The organism is Bacillus sp. AFS023182, from assembly GCF_002560575.1.
GTDB classification, from domain to species: Bacteria; Bacillota; Bacilli; order Bacillales; family Bacillaceae_G; genus Bacillus_A; species Bacillus_A arachidis.
On record NZ_NTRO01000035.1, the window covers coordinates 22,401 to 47,943 of the forward strand.

The following is a 25,543-nucleotide window of genomic DNA, read 5'->3' on the forward strand; positions in this document are numbered from 1 at the left end:
GTAGAATTCATTAAAATAATGAACTCTATTTGATACTATATGTAAAAGGATGAAAAGCGTTTGTACAATTAGAAGAGTCCTAAAAAGCCCAATGTGGTATCTACTCATTGGTTAGCTCCCCTGTATAAATTCGATATTTTCTCATTACTATTAATTTTTTACACATATAAGTTTACCTACTAAATTATGAGAATCACAAATAAGAAGCCATTCGCTTTTGAAAATAGCTTCTTTTAAAGAAAACTAGTTATTCTTTTTTACAATGTTAAGAAGCTCTGCATGTATTTCAGAAGCAATTTCTGGTTCTTGTTCACTAACTGCAATAATCTCACAAAGAGATACTGTGCTGCGTGTAGTACGACCGGTTCTTATGGTAACAGTATCACAATTTACAGATTCAACAACACCAACAATTTCAATTATAGTTCCTCTTAAAATCAAAGTAACTAAATTAAAACTATCTCTTAGTTCCCTTAACTTACGGAAAATACCAGTTGTACAGCAACAATCACATTTTTCATTATGATCTTTTTTGCACTCTTTAAATTTCTTCAAGCAATCATCATTATCATCCCAGCATTTAGAATGCTTTTTGTGATCCCGGCATTTAGAATGGGTTTTTTCAAACCATTCATCACGACAACCCATAATTTCCACTCCTTTATTCTTTTACTACACAATATGAAAAAAAGGATGAAAATGATAAAGACAAAAACATAGGAGGTAGAAAAATAAACGGTTATCCAATAGAAAAGAATATAGAATATCCAAAAATAAATAACGAACTCTTATAAAAAAGAGTTCGTTATTTATTTTTTATACTTGCTCAGATTGTAACCCCTGAATATATGATACAACTTCTGGATTCACTAACGAAGATAAATCTCCCAACTCTTTCCCTAAGTATGCTGCTTTAATTACCCGTCTCATTACTTTAGCATTTCGTGTTTTCGGCAAGTCCTCTACAACATGAATATCTTTTGGACATAACGCCTTTCCGATATGAGAGTTTACTAAATTCAATAATTCTTTTTTTAGTTCAGATGTAAATTTTATTCCTTCTTGTAAAACAACAAAGCAATGGCAGACTTCCCCTTTCACCTCATCTGGTACACCAATTGCAGCAGCTTCTATTACATTAGGATGTTTTACAAGAATTGATTCATATTCAGCTGGTCCAATGCGTTTTCCTGCAATATTTAATGTATCATCGGAACGTCCTGTAATGATATATTGTTCACCGTCATAGATTACCCAATCACCGTGTACCCACTTATTATCAAAGCGCGACCAATATGTATTAACGTAGCGCTCGTCATCTTCCCAGAAGCTTTTCGTCATTCCAACCCATGGTTTTTCTAAACACAATTCGCCAACTTCATCAAGAATCGGATTGCCTTGTTCATCTAATACAACAGCTGCCATTCCTGGTAATGATGCATTAAAACTAATCGGCGCAATTGGTTTAACTAACACGTTTCCAAAGATTCCACCAGAAATTTCGGTTCCACCTGAATAGTTACAAATTGGTACCTTTCCTTTTCCAACTGTTTCAAAAAGCCACATCCAAGGATCAGGATTCCACGGTTCACCTGTTGATGCAAATACCTCTAAACTTTCCAGAGAATGTTTCTTTACATATTCATCACCTTTTGCCATCAATGCTCGAATTAATGTTGGAGAAATTCCAAGATGTGTAATTTGATATCGATCGACAGTTTCCCATAATCGATCTGCTTCTGGATAGTCTGGAACACCTTCATACATGACCATTGTTGCCCCATTAATAAGGGAACCAAATAATAAAAATGGTCCCATCATCCAGCCCATATCAGTTATCCATAACACACGATCACCTTGCTTAATATTCATACCAAATCCTGCATCAAATGCTGATTTCAAAGGGAATCCAGCGTGCGTATGTACCGTTCCTTTTGGCTTACCAGTCGTTCCCGATGTATATATGAGCATAAGCGGATCATCGCTTTTCATTTCTTCAGCATGTGTAAATGGCTTTTCCTTTTCAAGAATACTCCAGGAAAGATCATAATTGTGAGGTGTAAAATTATTTCCGGCATGACGGACAATCACAACTTTCTCAACAGTCGGACAATGTTCACACGCTTTATCCACCTCATCTTTTAATGAAACGATTTTACCGCGGCGTGAGAATCCATCAGCTGTAATAATCATTTTGGATCCTGCTGCTTGTACACGCGTCATAACTGCATCAGCTGCAAATCCAGAAAAAATCGGAGAAATAATTGCACCGATTTTCATTACTGCTAACATAGCAACAACTGTTTCTGGAATCATCGGCATGTAAATTGTTACACGATCACCTTTTTCAATGCCCATATGCTTCAAACCATTCGCAACGTGGCTTACCCAGCTATCAAGTTCTTCATATGTAAATGTTTTTGTTGTTCCATTTTCACCTTCATACATGAGGGCAGGTTGTTTTTTTGTTTCTTCATCTGCAAGCCAACGAGATAAAGCAGATTCAACTACATTGCACGTTCCCCCTGTATACCACTGTGCAAACGGTGTACCGTTTGCTAAATCTAACACTTCTGTATACGGCCTCATCCATTGATAGCCAACTGCACGTTCTGCTTCTCCCCAAAACCATGCAGTTTCTTCAATTGACTTGTTATAAAATGCTTCATAATCGTCATAACCCAGCGATTTCATCCATCCGTGTAAACGCGTTTTCTCTTTATATTCTTCTGTTGGAAACCATACCGCTTGTTTCACTGTTTTCCCCTCCTCATATTTCGAATAAGAAAGCCCTTAATAGGGCTTTTATACTGGATAAACTGGATGTTTCCGATCTGTAAATACTTGATATTTACTCATATACATTTCAAAGCGTTTCTTTAATTCTTCACGTAAATCATTCGGATGAACAATACCATCTATCACCATTTCTGATGCTAGTCGATAAATATCAATATCTTGTTTATATTCTTCACGTTTTTCTGCAATAAAACTTGCACGCTCTTCTTCTGGTAGCGCTGCAATTTTATTCGCGTATACAGCATTGACAGCAGCTTCAGGGCCCATTACAGCAATAGAAGCCGTCGGCAACGCAAGGCAGCAATCCGGCTCGAAAGCTGGGCCTGCCATTGCATATAAACCAGCACCATATGCTTTACGAACAACAATTGAAATTTTCGGTACTGTCGCTTCACTCATTGCAGAAATCATTTTCGCACCGTGACGAATAATACCAGCTCTCTCCACTTTTGTTCCAATCATAAATCCAGGCACATCGGCAAGGAATAATAATGGAATATGATATGCGTCACATAAGTTAATAAACTTTGCTGCTTTATCAGCAGAATCGTGGAATAATACGCCACCTTTCATACGCGGCTGATTTGCAACAATACCAACAGGTTTCCCATCGATTCGTCCTAATCCTGTAATGAGTTCTTGCGCAAATAACTTTTTCACTTCAAAGAAAGAACCTTCATCGATAATACGGTTAATAAGATCTTTCATATTAAAAGGAGCATTTTGATTTTCTGGGATGATTTGTTCTAACGTTTTTTCGAACTGCTTTGGTTCTTGAGGCTTAGTCGCAGGAGCATTTTCTTGATAGTTACTTGGAAAATATGAAATATATTGTCTTGCCTGAGCAATTGCATCTTCTTCTGTTTTACATAACACATCTCCGCATCCTGATACGGAACAATGCATACGAGCACCGCCCATTTCCTCTAATGTTACTTTTTCACCAATAACCATTTCAGCCATGCGCGGTGAACCTAAGTACATGGATGCATTTCCTTCCACCATCATAACAACGTCACAAAAAGCAGGAATATAAGCACCACCAGCTGCTGAAGGACCAAATAATAAACAAATTTGCGGTACCTTACCCGACAGCTTCACCTGGTTATAAAAAATACGTCCTGCACCGCGGCGGCCTGGGAACATTTCAACTTGATCCGTAATACGAGCACCGGCAGAATCAACTAGATAAAACAGTGGTACACGTAACTTTTCAGCTGTTTCCTGGATACGTAAAATCTTTTCAACTGTACGAGAACCCCAAGATCCAGCTTTCACTGTTGAATCATTCGCCATCACACATACAGTTCGTCCGTGTATTTTACCAGTAGCAGTTACAACCCCATCTGCCGGTAAACCTGACTGCTCGCAATTTGCAAAGAGAGCGTCTTCTACATACTCGCCATTATCAAATAGAAGAGCTAAACGATCCCGAACAAAGATTTTTCCTTTTTCTTTATTTTGCTCATGATATTTCGGAGCTCCGCCTTGTTTAATTGTTTCAACACGTTCTGCAAACGAATTAGATTGTTGTTTTTGTTCTAGCACATTTACTCCCCCTTATACATCGGCTTACGTTTTTCCTTAAATGCCTGTAGTCCTTCTAATCGATCTTTCGTATGAATCACACCTTCATACGCCAGCTTTTCCATTTGTAGTCCAGTGTGCAAATCCACTTGTAAACCATTTGAAATTGCCTCTTTTGCTAATCGAACAGCAATTGGGCCATTACTAGCAATACGTTCTGCAATTTCAATTGCTTTTTCTTCTAGTAAGTTTGTTGGTACAACAAATTCTACCATTCCGTATTCCTTCGCTTCATTTGCTGAAATACGTCTTGCTGTATAAATTAATTCTTTTGCTCTACCAATACCAATTAGTCTTGGTAGTCGTTGCGTACCACCGGCTCCTGGAATAATAGCTAGAGATGTTTCAGTAAGTCCAAGACTTGCTGTTTCTGCTGCAATTCTAAAATCACACGCTAAACTTAATTCAGTACCACCACCAAGTGCAATTCCATTTATTGCAGCAATAACTGGTTGTGATAATTGCTCAACCATATCCATTGTGGAACGAATCATTCCGACTGCATGACGTACTTGTTCCTCATTCATATTGGCACGTTCTTTTAAATCCGCTCCGGCACAAAATGCCTTTTCGCCCGCTCCTGTTAAAATGACAACACGAACATCAGCTTCTTCATTAATATGAGTGAGTGTAGATTGCAACTCTTCCAATAGTGCAAGAGATAACGAATTTGCTTGTCGTTCACGATTTAATGTTATTTTTACAATATGCGGTGTTATATAATTCACTGAAATATTTTGCAATTGTAACATTTTATCACCTACTTATTGTTTTATGTTGCAATGCTTTATACACATGACTTGGCAATTGAATGTTTAACTTACTTTGAATAAATTGGCTAGCTTTTAATAATTTTTCTTCATTTATATTGGTTTGTACCCCCATTTGATGGAGCATATGTACTAGATCATCCGTTGCAACATTTCCTGAGGCTCCTGGTGCATAAGGACAACCACCGAGACCACCACAAGAACTATCAAATGTCGTAACACCGTATGCCAATGACTGAACGACATTTGCAAGCGCCATCCCGTACGTATTATGAAAATGCATTGCGAATTGAGAAGAATCATATTTTTTAAGTAAATGTTCTAATACATACTCTACTTGCAATGGATTTGCTACACCAATCGTATCCCCAAGTGAGATTTCATAAATGCCATATGAGAAGAGCTGATTACATAACTCATCTACAGCATCAATGCTTACATCCCCCTCATAAGGACAACCAAATACAGTAGAAACGTAACCTCTTACTCTTTTACCTGCAAATTGTGCCTGCTTTGTAATATCTTTTATAACAGATAATGCTTCTTTAATAGACTTATTGATATTGCTTTTATTATGTGATTCACTTGCTGATAAAAAAACATTCACCTCATCTACATTTTGCAAAAGAGCTCGTTCCAAACCATTTTGATTTGGAACAAGCGCAGCATATGTAACGTCTGGTTTCTGCTTTAACTCTGAAAACACATCACTTGCATCAGCTAAAGCAGGAACCCATTTTGGGTGAACGAACGAGGAAACTTCAATATACGATACTCCAGCTTCTGAAAGTAATTGAATCCATTTCACTTTATCTTTTGTGCCAACAATTTTCTTCTCATTTTGCAAACCATCACGTGGTCCAACTTCTTTAATGACAGCAAAAGTAGGTAGCTTCAATACATTTCCCCCCTTCTTCTCCCTATTCAATCTCTATTAATACATCTCCTTCATTAACAAAATCGCCCTCTTGCACATTAATTTTCATGACTGTACCGGCTTCTTCTGAAACGATTGGAATTTCCATTTTCATAGATTCCAAAATGACGACATCCTGTTCTTCTTCTACTGTATCTCCTACTCCCACAACAATCTTCCAAACATTACCTGCCATCGATGCATACACTTTTGTCATCATTTTTTCCCCCTTTAATATTCATAAACCTTATTTTTTTACAAGTTGTTTTGTTACAAAACCTGTTGTATAAATTCCACTTTGGAATACTTCATCTTCTAATACTTGCAGTAGCATTGGTGTATTCGTCTTAATGCCTTCCACTTTCAGTTCTTGAAGTGCATTCTGTAGTTTTTCAATTGCCTCTTGACGTGTTTCACCATGAGCAATTACTTTTGCAATCATTGGATCGTAGAACGGTGTGATTGTCACGTTATTTTCTAAAAAGTGATCAATGCGCACTTTTTCTGGTAACGTTAGGTCCGTAATCTTCCCAGGTGATGGGAAAAATGTTTTTGGATCCTCCGCATAAATACGCGCTTCAATGGCATGACCACTACAATTTATATCGTCCTGTGTAAAGGAAAGCTTTTCACCAGATGCAATAAGTAATTGCTGTTCAACAAGATCTAGACCGGTAATTTCTTCGGTAACGGGATGCTCTACTTGTAATCTCGTATTCATCTCTAAGAAATAAAAGTTTTTCTCGTCATCTACAAGAAATTCAACAGTACCTGCATTTATATAGCCAAGAGCTTTTGCTGCTTGTACAGCAACTTCTCCCATTTCTTTACGAGTCGCTTCATCTAAAAATGGAGATGGTGCTTCCTCAATCACTTTTTGATTTCGGCGTTGTACTGAACATTCACGTTCCCATAAATACACTGTATTTCCATGAGTATCAGCTAGAAGCTGAATTTCGATATGATGCGCGTCTGCAATATAACGCTCTAAGTACATTTCACCATTACCGAAAAAGTTTTGCGCACGCGTTTTATTACTCTCAAATGCCTTGGTGAGCGTTTGCTCAGTTTCCATCAACTGCATTCCAATGCCTCCGCCGCCCGCGGATGCCTTCAGCATTAATGGATAACCAATTTGTTTCGCAATTTCAATCGCTTCCTCAGCAGTCTCAATATTTGTTGTGATTCCTGGTACAACAGGAACATTTGCTTCTTGCATTGCCAGACGCGATTCGATTTTACTACCCATCTTAGCAATAATTTCTTCAGAAGGGCCGATAAATACAAGTCCTTCTTCTTTACAACGAATCGCGAGGGATGGATTTTCTGATAATAATCCATAACCTGGATGAATCGCTTCAGCATTTGTTTTCTTCGCAACGTCTATAATTTTTTCGAGATTTAAATAACTCTCTTGGACACGCGGACCACCAACTAAATAAGCCTCATTTGCTAGTTTGACATGAAGTGCATTTTCATCCGCCTCTGAATAAATAGCAACTGTACGTATTCCAAGTTTTTGACAAGTTTTAATGATACGAACTGCAATTTCACCACGATTAGCAATTAAGATTTTTTGAAACATAGTGAACCCTCCCTTTTATCTACATCCTAAATGTCTTGCAATTACGAGACGTTGAATTTCAGAAGTTCCTTCGCCAATTTCTAAAAGTTTTGCATCGCGAATATGACGCTCAACTTCATATTCACGCATATAACCATATCCACCGTGAATTTGCACGGCTTGATTCGCAATACGACTAGCTGCTTCAGATGCAAAAAGTTTTGCCATAGCTGCTTCTTTACCGAAAGGTTTATCATGATCTTTTAACCAAGCTGCTTTATGTACTAAATTACGCGCTAATTCCACCTCAGTAGCCATATCTGCCAGTTTAAATTGAATCGCTTGGAAATTAGAAATCGTTTTTCCAAATTGCTGACGCTCTTTCGCATATTGAAGTGCACGCTCAAAAGCAGATTGTGCAATCCCTACAGCTAATGCCGCAATGGAAATACGACCTCCATCAAGTGTATATAAAAATTGCTTAAATCCTTTATTCACATCACCAAGAATATTCTCTTTCGGTACACGAACGCTATCAAGTACGATTTCGCAAGTATTAGAAGCGCGAACCCCCATCTTATCGTATGGACTTGAAATCGTTAAACCTTCACTTGTTGTCGGTACAATAAATGCAGAAATACGTTTTTTACCATTTTCCTCAACACCGTTGACAGCGGTTACAATAATTGTATTTGCATACTCCGCATTCGTAATCCAGCACTTTTCACCACTAATTACGTATTCATCACCATCTAAAAATGCTTTTGTTTGTGTGCCACCTGCATCAGATCCAGCGTTCGGTTCTGTTAAACCAAAAGCACCTAATGTTTTTCCAGATGCCATCGGGATTAAATACTTTTGCTTTTGTTCTTCTGTACCAAAGTAATAAATCGGAGAGGCACCTAATGAAATTGTTGCAGCATAACTTAAGCCTGTACCGCCACAAGCACGTCCAATTTCTTCAACAGCTAATGCGTACGATACAGTATCGCCGCCAGAACCTCCATACTCTTCCGGGAATGGGATTCCTAACAAACCTAGTTCGCCCATTTTTTGAAACGTTTCGTATGGAAACTCAGCTGTTTTATCATAATACACAGCTTTTGGTGCGATTTCCTTTTCAGCAAAGTCACGTACCATTTCTTTAATCATTTGTTTTTCGCGAGTTAGAGTAAATTCCATTCCGCTACACACCCCTTATCGAATATTGAGTTTCGACAGCGTGCGAGTCTGTACTACAAACATTGCTTTTTAAAAGATAAGGATAGTAGTTAGATAATTGTTATAATTCTGTCATAATTTAATTTTAAAACAGATTCTGTACTCATGCACAAAAAAATTCCTACATTGTTCTACAACAACATAGGAATTTCTTTGTCGAATTATGAGGTTTTTTCTTTAATAATCTCTTCCTTTTCCTGAATCTGAGATTTCTACTAATACTTCAGGGTACGGTTCAAAATATGTTTGTCGTAATAAATAATTTTCTTCGAATCGAATCGCCCATGATTTTAAGATTGCAAGCAAACTGCTAAGTGGAATTTTCTTTTCAGCATACTTGTGAAGTAATCCTAAAAAATGCTCTTTTTCTTGTTTCTTTAACTTCATTTTAAAGTATCCCAAAATATGCGCACATACATTTATATTCGATGTATAGCGCGGTGTGCGCATTAACAATTCATGCAAAGTCTTCTCATAATTTTCAAAAACAACTTCAATCTTTTCCTTTTTGGGATTCGCGATAATACGCCCTAATTCTTTCTGTTTCACTTGATTATATGCCATAAATAAATATTTATTATCAGACTGAAAATGTATGAGATCTTTCAAGTTTCTATTATGTTTTAATATTTTAAAATTAGCGATTGTAAACAGCCTAGTAAAGAAATGTTCACGGATAATAAAATTCGACAATCTACCTTCTTCCTCTATTGCAATATGCGAAAATTTTTTTAATACAGCGCTACCAAACAAACCAGCACCCTTCTCTTTTATTGGTGATTTTTCATATCCTGTATAAATTTTCACATCTCTAGTTCCACAACTTGGAGAACGATTCTTTAAAATAAAACCATCAACATCTGGTAAAGAACCTAAAAATTGATTAGAAAAACTTTGCATTTTTTCTGTTACATCTTCTTTAGTTGAAGGTTGTACAAGTTTGTGGATTCCTTCATCTTCAATAATCCGAATCGTTTCACGAGGGATTCCTAATCCAATCTCTACTTCAGGACATACCGGAATAAATGTAACAAATGGTTGTAAATTTCGAATTGTAACATCTGAAATCATTTCTCCATTATAACGACAAGCATCAAATTCTAGGCATTTACTTACAACAACTGTTGGTTTTGCAAATTGTCGCATTTTATTACCCCCACGGCGTTAATTCGTATAATATAAATTGGACTACGATGAGTATTCTAAGCAAAGTTAGTTTGTATTTTCTCTTTTTATTATGACTAAATATGAGTGACATATCAGCGATAATTAATATCTATTTCATATAAGTGTTAGCAAGTTCATTTGCAAACTTGTTAGCACTTTTTTTATATTTCTTCTATTATAATCTTCTCCCCTTCTTTACCTCTACGCTATATCAGATTAATTCTTGTTTCCTTGTTCAGAACTACGAGAAACACATTTTACACAAACTGTATTTTTTGGAGGAGAATTTAACCATTTATTGTTATAACTAAAACAATATTTTTCCAGGGGTGTTCCTATGAAGAACAGTAAGATAATGGACATACATACTAGGCACTCCCCTTCCTTGTCAATTTCAATCACAGGTAGCTTCAACGGATGTAATCGAACAAGAAATATTAGAACAAATTCAAGAAATTGACCGAATGAAAACAAGTATGGAAACAGTCAGTCAAGCTATGCCAATCCCGGGTATGGACGCTATGGCGGATCTTTTTACTGTCATGAGGCAAAAATTTCAAGAAAAGTTAGATCATCTGTATCAATTCAATCAGACCTCTAGCAATAACTATAGTACAGCAATTCAATTAGCAGCTAGCATTGCGACGGGTCTAGCGGAAGTCCAAAGCGGAAAAGGCTTTAGTCCGGCAAGTGGCACATTTAGTACGCAAGGGTTGAACATGGAGTGGACGGCATCTATTCAAAAAATTACAGAAGATAGAGCTCACCAATCCGAAACTCTTGAAGGTGACAATCTAGTTGAAAGTGAGACAGTAGATTATACGTCTTCTTCTGAAGAAAATGGCGATGATTTAAAGAAAGCAGCCAGGGATTTAACGGGTGAACTTTCGGGTGAATATGATGTAAGGTGTGTTATAGAAGGTGTGGACCCTGACACGGGAGAAAAACTTTCATGGTGGAAACGTGGTGGGGCAGGTGTCATGGTTTTTGCAGGCCTTACACCCGTTGGTAAAGGAATCTTTAATGGTTTACGAACAGCAATCCGTAATAGAGATATAAAAGATGTAGCAATCTTAAGTTCAAAACAAATCGAGCGTTTAATTAAACAAGATAAAATAACGACATCTCATTGAAAAAACCTTGCTCTAAAGTGGACTAAAAGAGACAATGAGTATTTGATAAAAGGTGAAATACCAAAAGACTATTTCAAAATTCCTGAATAAGAAGGTGCAAATATGAAATTATACTTTAAAGATACTGAAATAGGCGAAATCACAGATGTTTTTGTAGAAACACCATGTATGGAACAATACATTTCCATTTCAGGAATATTTTCATGAAATGGTAGATGAGGATAGTACATTTGATTTTGAAAGTATCAATCCTGAATTTCTATACGATGAAAATCGGTCTATTTCCGATGAAAATGAGGGGAAATATCTAGGAATTGATATTCCAGCTATTCACATCGAAGATACGACAATCGCATGGCGATGGAGATAACAGCTACTCATTTATTGTACAAAGAGAATAGTAAATAAAAAAGGTTTTGGTGCAAAAATAGAATAAAAGATAATAAAGCGCATATCTTGTTGTGGCATATTATTCAAAATTTCTTTTTGCGTATTGTTTACAGATTCATAACTTGCTATTGCTAACGCACTGATTGGTAATTTTGAACCTGCAATACGAGCGGATGTACGAATTGAATGTTCTTTCTTTGTACATTTGCATTTAAGAAAGTAAAAACGCGGTTAACAGTATCTTGGGATAGTCAATGTTTGCAAATATGAAAATCAAAACCCACAAACGTTGTTATCGCAACGTTCGTGGTGTTAGTCCATACAATATAAATTGAATTGTATTTTCAATCTCTACTTCATCGTCCCATTTTTCTTCAGGTAATAATAAAAATCGAGTTAAAATTAACCCCATTATAGAAGATAAAGTAAAGCGCACAATTGAAGGTGTAGGCATTTCAATAATTTGCCCTTGTTCTTGAAAATGTAAAATTAGTTTTTTAAACCGGGAAAAAAGTTCTTTTTCCACTAATTGTTGTATTTCATTTTTTAATTCTGGCTGGAATGGTACTTCTTGCATTAAAATTTTTAGCATTGGAAAATGTTTTTTAGCAAATTCAAATCGATTTCGTATTGCTATTCTTAAAAACTCTTCATACGTTTCATACGTATTCTCCAGTATTTCTTTTGCAAAAGCTTGTACAAAAAATGGTGCAGCGAACTTTGTTAATGTGGGCATTACAACCGCTAAAAGTAAATCTTTTTTCGTTTTATAGTAGCGGAAGATCGTTCCCTCCGCTACACCAGCACGCTTTGCAATCTCACTTGTTGAAGTGGATGCATACCCTTTTTCTCCAAACATATCAACCGCTGCTTCTAATATACGCATTTGTCGTTCATTACGCTTATCTGTATCTGTAGCAGCAATTAACTCCTCTAACCAATCTTTTTTCATGCATCATGCCCCTTTTAATAAAATTTATATTCTACGATGTTTCCTCAAAGCAAATATATTCCCTATTGTAAATAGTAATGCAAAAAGAAATAATACACAAAGGTCTCCCGCAATTTCAGCAAATCCTTGATTACGAATCATCACTTGTCTCATCGCATCAGCACCATATGTGAGCGGAAATAACTTTCCAAGCATTTGTAGCCACTTATTCATTGATTCCATTGGAAATAAACCTGAAAAGAAAATTTGCGGTACGATGACCAGTGGGATAAACTGAATCATTTGAAATTCGTTATTGGCGTATGCCGATAAAAAAGTACCTAGTGTTAACGCTGTTAGTGAAAGCATACATGTAATGAGTAATGTAAGCCACAGTGATCCTGCTACATATAAATCAAGAATATAGACAGAGAAACTTACAATGATAACAGACTGTAAAAACGCAAAAATACCAAATCCAATTATATAACCAACAACAATTTCCCAGCGGCGCACTGGAGTAGATAATAATCTTTCCAACGTCCCACTTAAACGTTCTCGTACAAAGGAAACTCCTGATAAAATAAAAACAAAGAAGAATGTAAAAAAGCCAATTAATACCGGTCCGAGTCCATCAAACATCGTGAAATCTGCGGAACCATGTAAAAAATCAATTTCTGGTTTCATACCAGGCATATCATTTTTTTCTGTGGCCTTTTGTAATGTCTGTAGCACGGCACGATTTTTTGAAGAATCACTACCTTCTAGCAACACATTCACTTTTCCATCTTTTAAAGTGATAATGGCATCTACTTGTTGATTTTTCAACTTAGAATACGCTTTATCTTTATTATACTCATAGATGGTAGCATCTTGCTTTTTCATTGATTCCACTATAGGTGCTGGAGCATCTATTAATGCAATATGAGGAGTATAATCCTTTTGTGTAAACACAAGCGATAATAACCAAAGGAGTAACATTGGCGCTCCGAACATCATTGCCAACGATCGTTTATCCCGGAAAAATTGCCGAATAATCCGAATAATTACACCACCAATTCTCATGATTCAACCGCTCCTTCCAATAGAAAGACATCTTCAATCCGTCCTGATGAAGTTCGATCTTTTAAATCATTTGGGGTTCCTGTTGCAATTAGCTTCCCATCTCTAATTAATCCAAGACGTTCACAAAATTCAGCTTCGTCCATAATATGTGTTGTCACAATAATCGTTGTTCCTTGTCCTTTGAGTTCATGGAATTTTTCCCAAATAGATTTACGAAGAACTGGATCAATTCCAACCGTTGGCTCATCTAAAATTAAAAGCCTTGGTTCATGTAAAAGTGCCATCGCTAGAGATAACCGTTTCTTCATCCCACCTGAAAAGTGTTGCACTTGTTTTTTAGCATGCTCTGATAATTCAACTAATGTAAAAACTTCTTCAATTCTCTCTTTCTTACGTTTACCTTTCAATCCATACATTGTTGCGATAAAATCTGCATTCTCATAAGCAGATAACTCTTCATACAGTGCATCAGCCTGTGCCATATAGCCTATTTGCTTCATACCGTTTAAATTAGGCATTTTCGTTCCTAAAGCTGTTACTTCACCTGTCGTCGATTCACTAATACCAGCAATCATTTTGATAAGTGTTGTTTTGCCAGAACCTGAAGGGCCTACTAAACCAAAAATTTCTGTTTCTGCTACAGATAGTGAAATATTATGCAAAACTTCTTTTTTTCCAAAACGCTTTGATACATCTTGCAAAATAACAGAAGGTTGTTGCAATAAAATCTCCTCCTTTTATAAAATGAGTGAGTACTCACTTTGATTATACGCTTGAATTATTATATGTCAAATTTCTTTTATGAGTATTATTTTTTTTCAATCTAAACTTCTAACAACTAAGTTTGTTATAGAAAATGAATCAGAGTCGACTCTGATTCATTTCAAATGATTACAAATTAAGTCTTTAAATTTAAATATTTTCTAATTCTAGCAACATCTAAAGAATATTCAATAATTAGTTGTTGTATAGGTAAAATAACTTTTTCTGGATACAAATGTGCATATTTTAAAGTTTCCGTATATTTTTCTAGCCTTTTTTCCAAATACTTTATTATTTGCTCAGGATGATTCACTAATAAACTTTGACTATAATAATGAATTTGCTCCTCAATTGCAGTGTATTCCTCAATTTCAAATTCTTTATACATGTGTACACTCCTTTATAATATTTTTTATATGCACAAGTCATAAACATTTTTATTCGAACGAAAACTGATTATTTTAATTATTTAAACTATAACAAAGAAAGGACGTCAAAATTTGTTAGTTTATGTAGCGTTGAAAAAATTTAACAAAACTGTAATGGATACTTGTACTTTATAGAGAATTTCAATCTTTCATGTAAATTTCTCCATCATCAATACTATTTTCTATCAAAAGAGTATTGGTGAATAGATAACAGTAATTTCATCGAAAACAAATAAAAAAGTCGTACAAATTAATTAAACTGTACGACTACAATCTCCGGTCTATTAAAAACCCTTTGAGGAATGATGCTATTCCCTAAACCGCTACTTTTTTACTTTCTCAATTAAAACTTTCTGATTTTCTCCAAATTTTTTGCTATGTAAATCCGACAACTGGACCATTTTAAACCCTTTAAAATTAGCAGGTATTTTACTTGATGTTACCAATACTTTTCCTATACTTAATACATTATTTTATAGATATGAAAATGCACTAACTCCTACTACTAATATACTTATAATGAATAACCTTTTATATCTTTTTTCATATTTCGCTTCCTTATAAAGGTGCAATCAGTATGTATTTTTTAGCATTCCTTTTCAAATCGTATTATTAGCATTTTATTATATAACTTATCTTGATAGAATAGATACTATTGTGTTTTTTGAATATAATGTTTTATTTTCTTTCCAATACAGTACATGAAATTATCACTTTCTTAGTTCCCTTGCCAGCTAAATTTGCAAATACTGACATCACCTATTCACCCTATCCGTGTGAGAAATCCTATAAATACATCAAAAAACTGCCTAAGAAAATCTTAGACAGTTCGATTCATTCATATTTATATTAAAGATTTTGTTTCTCTCATTACATCAATGAAGTATCCCCAGTTATTAATAACAGAAGAAATACTAATATGTTCATCCGGCGTATGAACGTTGAAAATATCTGGTCCAAATGAAATTGCATCTAATTCAGGCATTTTTTGAACAAATACACTGCATTCGATACCAGCGTGTACTGCGAAGATTTCAACATCTTTATTATATTTTTCTTTATGCACTTTTTCAAACAAATCACGAATCGATGAGTTTGGATTATATGGCCATTCTGGATACTCTGATTCCTTCTCAAACTTTGCTCCGACCAATTCTGCAATATACTTAATTTCATTCGTAATATGCTGCTTTAGACTACTTACTGAACTTCTTACTTCGTTTCGTAATTTAATTTCATTATGTAATGTTTCAATAACTCCTAAATTTGTTGAGCTTTCTACAAGCCCTTTAATATCCATACTCATACTTTGAATACCATTTGGAATTAAGAATAAAGAAGATATAAGCTGTTTTTGTGTTTCTTTCGCAAATACTTTTTCTACTTTTTCTTCTAATTTCGTAAGAGACACATGTACATCGGGATCAATAGCACGTAGCTCTTCTTGTAAAATGCGTGTCCAATCTGCAACTTTCTCTTCTGCCTTATGTACATCATTTGCAGATAATAAAATTGTTGCTACACTTTCACGTGGAATTGCATTTGTTTTTAATCCACCATGGATTTCACTCATGTTAAATTGGATCTCATTCGATAAATCATGCAATACTCGTCCTAAAACTTTGTTTGCATTACCGCGTTGCTTATCAATTTCCATACCCGAATGGCCGCCTTTTAGCCCTCCAACATATAAACGATATGCAGCTAAATCCGCAGATATTTCTTCCCAAACAACAGAAATTGTTTCAACTGCTTTTGCTCCTCCTGCACTGCTCACTAGTAATTTATGGTCTTCTTCAGAATCAATATTAATAAATATTTTTCCATCAAAGTGCTTTGGATCAACAGCAAAAGCTCCGCCCATTGTTGTCTCTTCTTCTGTTGTAATCACAACTTCTAGTGCTGGATGATCGATATCTGTTGAATCTAAAAGCGCTAATGCATATGCAACTGCAATTCCATTATCCGCACCTAAAGTCGTTTGATTTGCATACAACATGTCGCCAACAATTCGTAACTCGATTGGGTCCTTTTCAAAATCATGAACTGTTGTCTGATTCTTCTCACAAACCATATCCATATGACCTTGGATAATAATTGCTGGAACATTTTCATACCCTTTAGTTGCTGGCTTTTTAATAATTACGTTTAAAGCTTCATCTTGTACAACTTCTAAATTACGATCTTTTGCAAATTTCACTAAGTAATCACTAATTTCTTTTTCATTTCCAGATCCTCTTGGAACCTTTGAAATTTCTGCAAAATGATAAAATACAGGGTGCTTTGTTAATTGTTCTAAAGTAGAATACATTGTAAAGCTCCTCTCAAATAAATCTTTGAATTTTAAATTATTCTTTTCTTTATCATTATACCACGCTTCATCATTTTACTTTTTATGAAAGATGTAAACCTATCGATCCTATTTAACAAAACTATCCTACACTTTTTTCACAGAATATTGTTATAATTTTTATAATACATAAAAAAAGGAGAATGTATATGTATTTTACAGACAACCTCCCTGATCCTGAACATATTTTCGATTTATACGATTCCGTCGGTTGGAATGACTTTTTAAAGCTTTCAAAAGAGCAATTGCATCATGCTCTAACTCAAAGTACTTTTGTTATAAGTGTTTATGATAACGATCAATTAATTGCGACAGGGCGTATCATTTCAGATGGGGTAATTAACGCTTACCTATGTGGATTAGTCGTTCATCCATCCTACCAAAATCAAGGGATTGGAAAAGGTATAGTGCAAAAATTAATAGTGAAATGCCAAAAACGGAATCTGCATTTACAATTAATTTGCACAGAAGAAAATATTCCATATTATAAGAAACTGGATTTTGAGGAATTCGGAGCAGGAATGAAGAAGAAATAAAAAAAGAAAATGCTTTTATACATTTTCTTTCAATTTTTTCCTTTGTATATATGATGCATCATGATTCATGAGCTTTTCTAATCGATTAATATTTTCTGTTAATGCACCTTTTACAAGAGAGAAATCTGTATTTGGTGCTTCTTTTTTTTCCTTAAAAAAAGAAAGTTTTTGTTGTTTCATTTCTTGCATTTTTTCCTCCCCCTTTTATAAAAGAGATACAACCTTTCTCTCTTAATTATATCTCAAATATAAACCAGACGCACTTTTATCCGTTTCTTTTTAATTCTTCTTCTAAACTTTCTACTTGCTGCATTGTATCTCCTTTTATTAAAGAGAAATCTGTTGTATCCTCAGTTTCTTCTTTGAAAAATTCATTACTATATTCTTTTTCCACTACAATCACCTCTACCTGCTAGTGTTGGGATGATTGTCCAAATTTATTCAATTATGTTTCATTTTCACGAACTTTGTCTATATTTATGTATGAAAGAAGGACAGAAACTTTTGCTTCTGTCCTATTTACTAAAATAACTATGATGAATCGTTAAATTATATACATTTTCAAAATCCCGATCTTGAAGATTGTTCTTTTGACCATCAATAACAATACAAACATCTTTTACTATTTTCGCTGGTATAATACCAACATTTTCAACCTGCACTGCTTTTTGTGCATTTAACTGCTCTATATGTTCTAAAGGTACTGTAATACTAAATTGAGAGCGGATACCACGGAAATTTGTATTTAATTCATTGGCTGTCACAAATACAACGATTTTTGCTCCAATTTTTTCACCATACGTATCAAGAAATACATTTAAGCTTTTTGCATACTCTGTTTCAGTTTGCCACTCCATCGTCCCAAATGCCACTGGGTTTACATTTTGAATAATTGTTGTGTAAATTTCACCTCGTGCTTTCGAAGCAATTAATGATCGTTTAATAGATTGAACGGTCTTTCCAATATCACTAAATTTCGCCCCCCATATTTCCGAAATGTTTGGAGTTAAAATAAACGCAATATCAACAAATATGACCATTGCAACGAACATTAAAATGTTTTTCCAGAGGGTTAAATCAATTCCTTTCACCATGAAATAAATTGTGACTGATGTAATAAAAACACCATACCATGTTTTTCGAATCAGCTGTTTTTTCTCTTCGTACAACTCTTCATTTTTCCAATAAAAGAAAATAAGAAATAAAAAAACTAGTACAAGAAAAAACAAACCAATTCGAATGTTAGAGACTGTCAATTACATCACCCTCCATTCAAAAACTTCTCACGATATCATTACATGCTCAACTCTCTCTCATTATGACAAAAGACATGGACAACCTTCTAAAATAAGCTATACTGCATATACATGAGAAGAAAGCCACGTCTTTTATAATGAATCTACATTTTACATGTAGACAAGCATGCATTTCAAACTTTCACAAATATTTTTTATCAAGATATATGCTTTGGAATTACACCTTTAGGTACTGCACCGTCCATACTTAAATAATAATGACGAATGGGTTGTAAATTGTCATCTAATTCATATACGAGTGGTATACTCGTTGGAATATTCAATGACACAACACCATCATTCGATAAATCATCTAAATATTTCACAAGAGCACGAATCGTATTCCCATGAGAGGAGATTATGACCCTTTGTCCTGATTGTAACATCGGTGCAATTTCCTTATGCCAAAATTCCAGTACTCTTTGTTCTGTATCTTCTAGACATTCTGTAAGCGGGAATTCGCCTTTTTTCAAAAATTTATATCTTGGATCATCAGCTTCATACCTTGGATCATCTTCAGTAAGAGCTGGTGGTCTTACATCCGTACTTCTTCTCCATATTTGAACTTGCTCATCACCATATTTCTTTGCTGTCTCATCCTTATTTAACCCTTGCAATGCTCCGTAATGTCTTTCATTTAACTTCCATGATTTATGTACAGGAACCCATGCAAGGTCCATTTCATGCAGAATAATCCACAACGTTCGAATTGCCCGTTTCAAAACAGACGTATATGCAACATCAAACGTATATCCATTGTTTCTTAATATTGCACCTGCTTCCCTTGCTTCGGTTAATCCATTTTTCGATAAATCTACATCTGTCCATCCTGTAAATCTATTTTCAAGATTCCATAAACTTTGTCCGTGACGAATGAGTACAAGTTTTATCATAATAATTCCCCTTTCGGAAATAACTATTTACATTTTGTAATGTGTACACGTAATAAAGTATCTGGTAATGTGAATTTTTTATCCATTTATTCTATGATTCATCCCTAGTTGTCAACATTCATGGATAAAATTGTTTTTTCAAACTCTAAAAACAGACGAATAATTTATTTACTCATTTTAATCAACTGGCTCTTCACGCTTAGATAACCATGCATCAAAACCTAAACGATTATTTGCTAGTTCAGTCATAACTTGATGCCAATTTTCTTCACATGTTTCACCAAATTTCGTGAAAATCCTTCCCATTTGTTTTCTTTGCACATCACTCAGTTTTTTTTCTAACTCTGCTCCTTTTTGCGTTAGGACAAGCTGTTTCACACGACGATCATGTTCTGCTTCATTGCTTTCGATAAGCCCCTTTTCAAGAAGCTGACGAAGTGGTCCATGAAGAGCTTGTTTACTTATTTCTAACAGAGATAACAATTCATTTATACTGAGCCCTGGAAAACGAGCAATAAAAAATAAAATTCGGTGATGCACCCGCTGTATACCATATTCTTTTATAATTTCATCTGGTTTTTCTGTAAATGTTTTATATGCAAAATAAAACAATGCAAGTGCTTGATTCATTTGTTCTTCTTTATGTTGTGTCATCTACTGTCCCCCTATATGTAAATTATACCACAATTTATTTCAGAAATATTAACACACCTGCTTTGACTTAATAAGGGGTATTCCAGGTGAACTTACTAGTAGTGCTATGAATAAAAAAGTCGTTTCCTTCTTTAAAAGAAAACGACTTTTGTTCTTAACACGTACTCTATATTAACGACCTCGTCTTTGCTGTCCTTGCTTTATACTACTTTTCTTCTTACTTGGTTTATGAAATGATCGCTGTTTTGAATTTTTCGATTCTCCGTGGTTATCTTTTTGACGATATTGACCTGTTTTCATTGGCTTTTTCATTTGTTGCTTTTGTTTTGTTTCATTCACTTCATTTTTTTGTTTAGCAGGCTGTTCGATTACTTGTCTTTGTAGTGATGCACCAATACCTTTTTCAATTTCTTTTAAATACATTTCATCTTTTGGTGCAACGAATGTAATTGCAAGGCCCGATCCACCAGCACGTCCAGTTCTTCCAATTCGGTGAATGTAACTTTCTACATCTTCTGGAATATCGTAGTTAAATACATGTGTTACACCCTCTACATCCAATCCACGTGCTGCTACATCTGTTGCAATTAAATATTGAATTTTCGCATCACGGAAACTCTTCATCACTCGTTCACGTTTTCCTTGAGATAAATCACCATGAAGTTCATCGCAATTATAACCGTAGCCTTTTAAATCAGCATATAACTTACTCGCTCTACGCTTTGTACGGCAAAAAATAACTGCTAAAAACGGCTGATCACGGTCCATCACATAACGTAGCGTATCTTGCTTTGCACGATCTGTCGTTTCAATCACACGTTGTTTAATATTATTCACCGTTACTTCTTCACTTTGAATTCGAATCATTTCAGGTTCTTTCATATAGCGCTTCGCAAGCTTTTTAATATCTTTTGGCATCGTCGCTGAAAATAACATCGTTTGTTTACTCTCAGGTGTCTCATCTAAAATATCTTCTATATCGTATAAAAATCCGAAATGAAGCATTTGATCCGCTTCATCTAACACAACCATAGAAACATTGGATAATACAATCGTTTCACGGCGTAAATGATCTAATAAACGTCCGGGTGTTGCTACAACAATATGTGTACTTCCTTTTAACTTTCTCATTTGCTGTGCTACATCTTGACCGCCATATATCGCAAGAACATTAATATTTTCTTTATGAACAAGCATCTTTTCAATTTCAGTTGTAATTTGCAGTGCTAATTCTCTAGTTGGCGCAACAATTAAAGCTTGTACATCACTTGACGTAGGATCGATTTTTTCTAAAATTGGCAAGACAAATGCAAGTGTCTTACCTGTACCAGTTTTTGCTTGCCCAATTATATCTTTTCCAGCCGTAACGACCGGGATTGCTTGCTCTTGAATTGGCGTTGCTTCAGCTATCCCGTTTTCACGTAGTGTTTGATTTAACGTCTCACTAATTCCTAATTCTAAAAAGGTTTTCAAACAGATCACTTCTTTTCCTTATTTTTCACATTAAGGTTTCATTGTACCACTTGTTACAGCAAATATGAAAAATAAAATAATTCTTAGATCCTTTTTCATGTGCGCTATGTATTAATTGAAGAAATTCTTTCTGTTTCTTTTTTAACATTGGTAATAATGCCTTATTGGAAACAACCAAATAACTTTCTTAATTCTTCGATTATTCTAAATAAAACTTATGTATCTTATACCTTCATTTAACTTTACAATATGACACTTTAGCTTCGAGTCAGTCCTGGGATAAAATTATATACTATCTGCTATTACCTCAAACAAAAGCCACATGTTTTCTCCTCCTATCTTCTTTTTTATTCTTATAAAAATGAGCAATAAGAATAAAACGATAAAAAGGATTATTTTGTCGATTGTTTGTCTATCCTTTTAAAAAATCTATATTTTTACGTGTTTTTACATAATGTTAAATATACATTTACAATATGAACGAAAAAATAAAATGAGGAGTGAGAATATGGAGAAGCAGAAACTATGGAAAAAACTAAAAAAAGGTGCAACCAAGTTAGGTAAGTCCGGTGTGTATGAGAGCATTATTTTATATTACACCTTAAAAAAGAACGGATTGCCTTTTAAAGCTAAAATGATTATATTAGTTGCACTCTCTTATTACGTTTGGGCAATAGATTTCATTCCAGATTTAGCAGCTATTATCGGGATTGGCCTGTTAGATGATGTTATCGCAATTGCCTGGGCACATAAATATATCATGGCACATACAAATGCAGAAATTCGAGAAAAGGGAAAAGTGAAAATGGAATCCTTATTTGATTCAGCACATACATAATACATGAAAAAAAACTCGCCCTTCATAACCGTCTTTCACTATACATTCACTCGTTTCACATGCACCCGTAAACAATCCAACATTCTTTTCATTTCACGTTCTTTATACTGATTTAAACAAGCGATTTGGATCCAATTATTTTGTTGTAAATAGGATGATTCATAATGGATAATAAATCCTTGCAAAGCTAATGAATCTCCTATTTCCTTAGAAGAAAGTTCTTTATCCAATGCAATTGTAAGAATGATAGATGAAGCATGCTCTTTTGGAGATACAAGTTGTAATCCCATATTAGTAACAGCTTCTTCAATAAAAACATATGTTTGATACATCTTCTTATACTCGGTTTCATCTTCAAATTTCTTTAGCGCTTCTTGTAATGCATATATTAAATTCCAAGATTGAGAATACGGTACACTCCCGTTTTCCTCATACATTCCTATGTCCATGTAGGTAGGTAATGTTTCATTTGCATTCACAATATGATTGTAAAATACAAAAGATAATCCCGTGTATGCTCCAATCGCTTTTCCGCTAACTCCGCTAGCAAAATACACATCTTCTAGAGAGGATTGTATTGCTCCAATAGAGCTAATACAATCTACACATAATTTAATACCGTACTTTTTACTAATTCCAATTAACTCTTCTAAATTATTTAGCATACCAGTGGATGTTTCGTGATGAACAAACCATAACCATTCATACTCTTGATGTTTCACTAATTTCTCTATTTCATTGTATAAAAATGGTCTCCCAATTTCTATTTCATATGTATCAAACGATAAGTTTACTCGAATCGCCTGCTTGATTAAACGATTTCCAAACTCACCATTTGTTAAAATGAATCCACGTCCCTTTAATAACTTTAGCTGCAAAGCGATTGAATCATTTGCTAATGTCCCTGTCCCAAGCATGATTTGCAAATGCTTAGCTTTTGTCATTTGCAATAGTCGTTTTTTCACATTCTCCATCGCAGCTTAAACCTCAAATCTGTTGAAATATCGGTTTTGCAGCTGCATCATATGATATTTCAACAAATTGGCGGGTAAAAGAAAATGCAAGCAAATCCATTCACTTATATATCGGACAAGCTGCATACAAAATTAACAATAATTCCGTTCTCGCTTAGTCGAATCCTGAAGAATATATAAAATCATCAAACAAATAAAAGGTAGTTATACAGATAAAACAGCTACCTCTTGAGAAACTTATATGTATGTAGTAACTACGGTGGATTAGTTGCACAATGAAAGTACCCTTTCTAGTAAAACTGCTGTTAAATCTAAGTAATAATAAAAAATCCCCCACTCCATTTTGTAGGGGATTATATCTTGCATATGTTTTAAAAAGAAAGTGCTATTTTCTTAGTTCACTATACTGAATGTGGATTCTATTTTCAGGATTTTCATCTACTGTATACAATACGAGTAAGAAAAACCATTCTAGCGGCTTCATTATTATATAAATGAGATCGGCTGACCACTTTGTGTTGATATGTTTGCTAATTGGATAACCATAGTTATCGTAAAAATTCCGAATTACTTTATGACATTTTGGAGCACATTCCTCAATAACGTTTTCAAAAGCATTTGCGATTAATAACTGCCGATTTACAGTAATTCTTTCTCCATGCCTAATACCAGCTCTAAGCGGTTTAACAATTTTCTTATGTCCTTTAACCGAAACTGTACACAGGTAATGTCCATCACCAGAAAGTACTTCAGGACTAGGTGCAGCGATTTTTGAATAATTAAAACTACTCGTTTCTAAAAACACTCGAATAAAACTATCTGGTCTTTGTCCAAAAAGCACTAATATAAATTGAACAATCAATAAAATAGGAAATAAACTAATCATCCAAATTCTCGACATCTTTTCATATCCAAAAGAAATACGATATAAAAACTTCATAAATTTGTTTTCCTGTTTATAATCTCTATTCTGCCTACATTGAATAAAATAGCTCAAGGAATCTTTTAATTTAGATATAAATAATAAACTGATTGAAAGAGCACTAGCTTGAATAAACAAAACGGAAATATATCTTAATCTTAGAAATTCTGCATAAACAGTCATACCCGTATGTGTTATATAAACCACTGTAAACACAACATTTAAGATTAATAACGAACTATAAACAATATATATAACAGGCGAAAGCTTTTCTATATCTGAACTTAATTTCCAATATGAAAAACCTCCTAAAATAAACAAAAATACGACAATGAAAATATGATCTGGGGCTAAAGAAGCATATTGATCTTGCATAACACCATTATACTCATATTTGTGCAAAGGCTGTCCTGCTTGTACGTCCCTTAGATTTCCCATTATACCTAACCATAATATAAAATAGCTTATACTAATAGATATAAATTCCCAATTCTTAATTTGTAATACATTTACGGTAATCTCTCTTTCTTGTAGAAAACTTTTCCAAATCCTTCCGATTGGGATAATAAGTAATAACAATACGAGAAAAATAAAAATAATAATTAACACAATAGGCTGATCTCCTTATTTTGATCTATTTTTCACAAGAGATATTTACTATTTTTTAAATTAGCGTTTTTTCAAAGCGATCTTTCTCTTTTTTATCGTTCTCCTCAAAATGATTTTTCATTTTAAGTCCCCCATTTTATCTGATTCATAGGCTACCATACTAAATGTGCAACTTATAACCGCTTTCCACTTAGCATTCTAAAATCTCAATATAACATTGTATATTTTATCATTTTATAATCCAAAAATATACAACATCCCCCTTA

Annotated in this window: 23 protein-coding genes and 4 pseudogenes; 4 read left to right on the forward strand and 23 right to left on the reverse strand. The window is 34.4% G+C overall.

Features of this window, described 5'->3' with window-relative positions; all coding sequences use genetic code 11:
• Positions 1-243: 243 nt before the first annotated feature.
• The 9 genes from CN288_RS17530 to CN288_RS17570 all read right to left on the reverse strand — a co-directional run bounded on the left by CN288_RS17530 (position 244) and on the right by CN288_RS17570 (position 10,003).
• Complete coding sequence (locus CN288_RS17530; protein ID WP_176527691.1) at positions 244-648, reverse strand: hypothetical protein; 405 nt, start codon at positions 646-648, stop codon at positions 244-246.
• Positions 649-816: 168 nt separating this feature from the next.
• Positions 817-2,757 (reverse strand): AMP-binding protein, encoded by a 1,941-nt coding sequence (locus tag CN288_RS17535; protein ID WP_098302720.1) that lies wholly within the window; start codon positions 2,755-2,757, stop codon positions 817-819.
• Positions 2,758-2,805: 48 nt separating this feature from the next.
• Complete coding sequence (locus CN288_RS17540) at positions 2,806-4,347, reverse strand: acyl-CoA carboxylase subunit beta (protein ID WP_098302721.1); 1,542 nt, start codon at positions 4,345-4,347, stop codon at positions 2,806-2,808.
• Between the two features lie 2 nt (positions 4,348-4,349).
• Positions 4,350-5,138 (reverse strand): enoyl-CoA hydratase, encoded by a 789-nt coding sequence (locus CN288_RS17545; RefSeq protein ID WP_026590841.1) that lies wholly within the window; start codon positions 5,136-5,138, stop codon positions 4,350-4,352.
• Between the two features lie 4 nt (positions 5,139-5,142).
• A complete protein-coding gene (locus CN288_RS17550; RefSeq protein ID WP_026590840.1) occupies positions 5,143-6,054 on the reverse strand; it encodes a hydroxymethylglutaryl-CoA lyase in 912 nt (303 codons plus the stop codon).
• A 22-nt stretch (positions 6,055-6,076) separates the two neighbouring features.
• On the reverse strand, positions 6,077-6,292 hold the full coding sequence (locus CN288_RS17555; RefSeq protein WP_026590839.1) for an acetyl-CoA carboxylase biotin carboxyl carrier protein subunit: 216 nt from the start codon (positions 6,290-6,292) through the stop codon (positions 6,077-6,079).
• A 27-nt stretch (positions 6,293-6,319) separates the two neighbouring features.
• The gene (locus CN288_RS17560; protein ID WP_098302722.1) at positions 6,320-7,657 is read right to left on the reverse strand and encodes an acetyl-CoA carboxylase biotin carboxylase subunit; all 1,338 of its coding nucleotides are present in this window, start codon (positions 7,655-7,657) and stop codon (positions 6,320-6,322) included.
• A 15-nt stretch (positions 7,658-7,672) separates the two neighbouring features.
• Entirely contained in the window at positions 7,673-8,818 is a 1,146-nt protein-coding gene (locus tag CN288_RS17565) for an acyl-CoA dehydrogenase (RefSeq protein WP_026590837.1), read from the reverse strand.
• A gap of 216 nt (positions 8,819-9,034) precedes the next feature.
• Entirely contained in the window at positions 9,035-10,003 is a 969-nt protein-coding gene (locus CN288_RS17570) for a YbgA family protein (protein ID WP_098302723.1), read from the reverse strand.
• A 404-nt stretch (positions 10,004-10,407) separates the two neighbouring features.
• On the opposite strand from CN288_RS17570, the pseudogene CN288_RS17575 reads away from it, so the two are divergent.
• Positions 10,408-11,157: pseudogene (locus CN288_RS17575) on the forward strand (pre-toxin TG domain-containing protein); the annotation flags it as partial.
• Positions 11,158-11,259: 102 nt separating this feature from the next.
• Positions 11,260-11,527 (forward strand): annotated as a pseudogene (locus tag CN288_RS17580) (hypothetical protein).
• A 312-nt stretch (positions 11,528-11,839) separates the two neighbouring features.
• On the opposite strand, the gene CN288_RS17585 reads toward CN288_RS17580, so the two are convergent.
• From CN288_RS17585 to CN288_RS17610, 6 genes and pseudogenes are all read right to left on the reverse strand, one after another.
• Complete coding sequence (locus CN288_RS17585) at positions 11,840-12,499, reverse strand: TetR/AcrR family transcriptional regulator (RefSeq protein ID WP_098302724.1); 660 nt, start codon at positions 12,497-12,499, stop codon at positions 11,840-11,842.
• A gap of 24 nt (positions 12,500-12,523) precedes the next feature.
• Positions 12,524-13,543, reverse strand: a complete 1,020-nt coding sequence (locus CN288_RS17590) for an ABC transporter permease (protein WP_026590834.1) — start codon at positions 13,541-13,543, stop codon at positions 12,524-12,526.
• Positions 13,540-14,265 (reverse strand): ABC transporter ATP-binding protein, encoded by a 726-nt coding sequence (locus CN288_RS17595; RefSeq protein WP_026590833.1) that lies wholly within the window; start codon positions 14,263-14,265, stop codon positions 13,540-13,542. Before CN288_RS17595 ends, CN288_RS17590 begins: the two co-directional genes overlap by 4 nt.
• Before the next feature lie 176 nt (positions 14,266-14,441).
• Positions 14,442-14,693: a hypothetical protein gene (locus CN288_RS17600; RefSeq protein WP_026590832.1), complete on the reverse strand. Its 252-nt coding sequence runs from the start codon at positions 14,691-14,693 to the stop codon at positions 14,442-14,444.
• 369 nt (positions 14,694-15,062) lie between these two features.
• A pseudogene (locus CN288_RS30235) lies at positions 15,063-15,254 on the reverse strand (metallophosphoesterase); the annotation flags it as partial.
• A 323-nt stretch (positions 15,255-15,577) separates the two neighbouring features.
• Positions 15,578-17,044 (reverse strand): aminoacyl-histidine dipeptidase, encoded by a 1,467-nt coding sequence (locus CN288_RS17610; protein WP_098302725.1) that lies wholly within the window; start codon positions 17,042-17,044, stop codon positions 15,578-15,580.
• A gap of 188 nt (positions 17,045-17,232) precedes the next feature.
• Here CN288_RS17610 and CN288_RS17615 point away from each other — a divergent pair, with 188 nt between their 5' ends.
• A complete protein-coding gene (locus tag CN288_RS17615) occupies positions 17,233-17,619 on the forward strand; it encodes a GNAT family N-acetyltransferase (protein ID WP_170833630.1) in 387 nt (128 codons plus the stop codon).
• A 15-nt stretch (positions 17,620-17,634) separates the two neighbouring features.
• Here CN288_RS17615 and spoIISB read toward each other — a convergent pair whose 3' ends face one another.
• The 6 genes from spoIISB to CN288_RS17650 all read right to left on the reverse strand — a co-directional run bounded on the left by spoIISB (position 17,635) and on the right by CN288_RS17650 (position 21,943).
• Entirely contained in the window at positions 17,635-17,808 is a 174-nt protein-coding gene (gene spoIISB, locus CN288_RS17620) for a stage II sporulation protein SB (protein WP_026590829.1), read from the reverse strand.
• A gap of 76 nt (positions 17,809-17,884) precedes the next feature.
• Positions 17,885-18,013: a hypothetical protein gene (locus tag CN288_RS17625; protein ID WP_026590828.1), complete on the reverse strand. Its 129-nt coding sequence runs from the start codon at positions 18,011-18,013 to the stop codon at positions 17,885-17,887.
• Positions 18,014-18,134: 121 nt separating this feature from the next.
• The gene (locus CN288_RS17630; protein ID WP_026590827.1) at positions 18,135-18,875 is read right to left on the reverse strand and encodes a type II toxin-antitoxin system SpoIISA family toxin; all 741 of its coding nucleotides are present in this window, start codon (positions 18,873-18,875) and stop codon (positions 18,135-18,137) included.
• A gap of 197 nt (positions 18,876-19,072) precedes the next feature.
• A complete protein-coding gene (gene gpmA / locus CN288_RS17640; RefSeq protein ID WP_026590826.1) occupies positions 19,073-19,807 on the reverse strand; it encodes a 2,3-diphosphoglycerate-dependent phosphoglycerate mutase in 735 nt (244 codons plus the stop codon).
• A gap of 177 nt (positions 19,808-19,984) precedes the next feature.
• A complete protein-coding gene (locus CN288_RS17645) occupies positions 19,985-20,461 on the reverse strand; it encodes a MarR family winged helix-turn-helix transcriptional regulator (protein WP_090689336.1) in 477 nt (158 codons plus the stop codon).
• A 171-nt stretch (positions 20,462-20,632) separates the two neighbouring features.
• Positions 20,633-21,943, reverse strand: a complete 1,311-nt coding sequence (locus tag CN288_RS17650; RefSeq protein ID WP_098302726.1) for a DEAD/DEAH box helicase — start codon at positions 21,941-21,943, stop codon at positions 20,633-20,635.
• 499 nt (positions 21,944-22,442) lie between these two features.
• On the opposite strand from CN288_RS17650, the gene CN288_RS17655 reads away from it, so the two are divergent.
• Complete coding sequence (locus CN288_RS17655; protein WP_026590823.1) at positions 22,443-22,772, forward strand: YkvA family protein; 330 nt, start codon at positions 22,443-22,445, stop codon at positions 22,770-22,772.
• Between the two features lie 38 nt (positions 22,773-22,810).
• Here CN288_RS17655 and CN288_RS17660 read toward each other — a convergent pair.
• Together CN288_RS17660 and CN288_RS17665 are read right to left on the reverse strand one after the other, a co-directional pair.
• Positions 22,811-23,746 (reverse strand): annotated as a pseudogene (locus CN288_RS17660) (aminotransferase class V-fold PLP-dependent enzyme); the annotation flags it as partial.
• 385 nt (positions 23,747-24,131) lie between these two features.
• The gene (locus tag CN288_RS17665; RefSeq protein WP_255259994.1) at positions 24,132-25,277 is read right to left on the reverse strand and encodes a DUF6688 domain-containing protein; all 1,146 of its coding nucleotides are present in this window, start codon (positions 25,275-25,277) and stop codon (positions 24,132-24,134) included.
• Positions 25,278-25,543 lie beyond the last annotated feature (266 nt).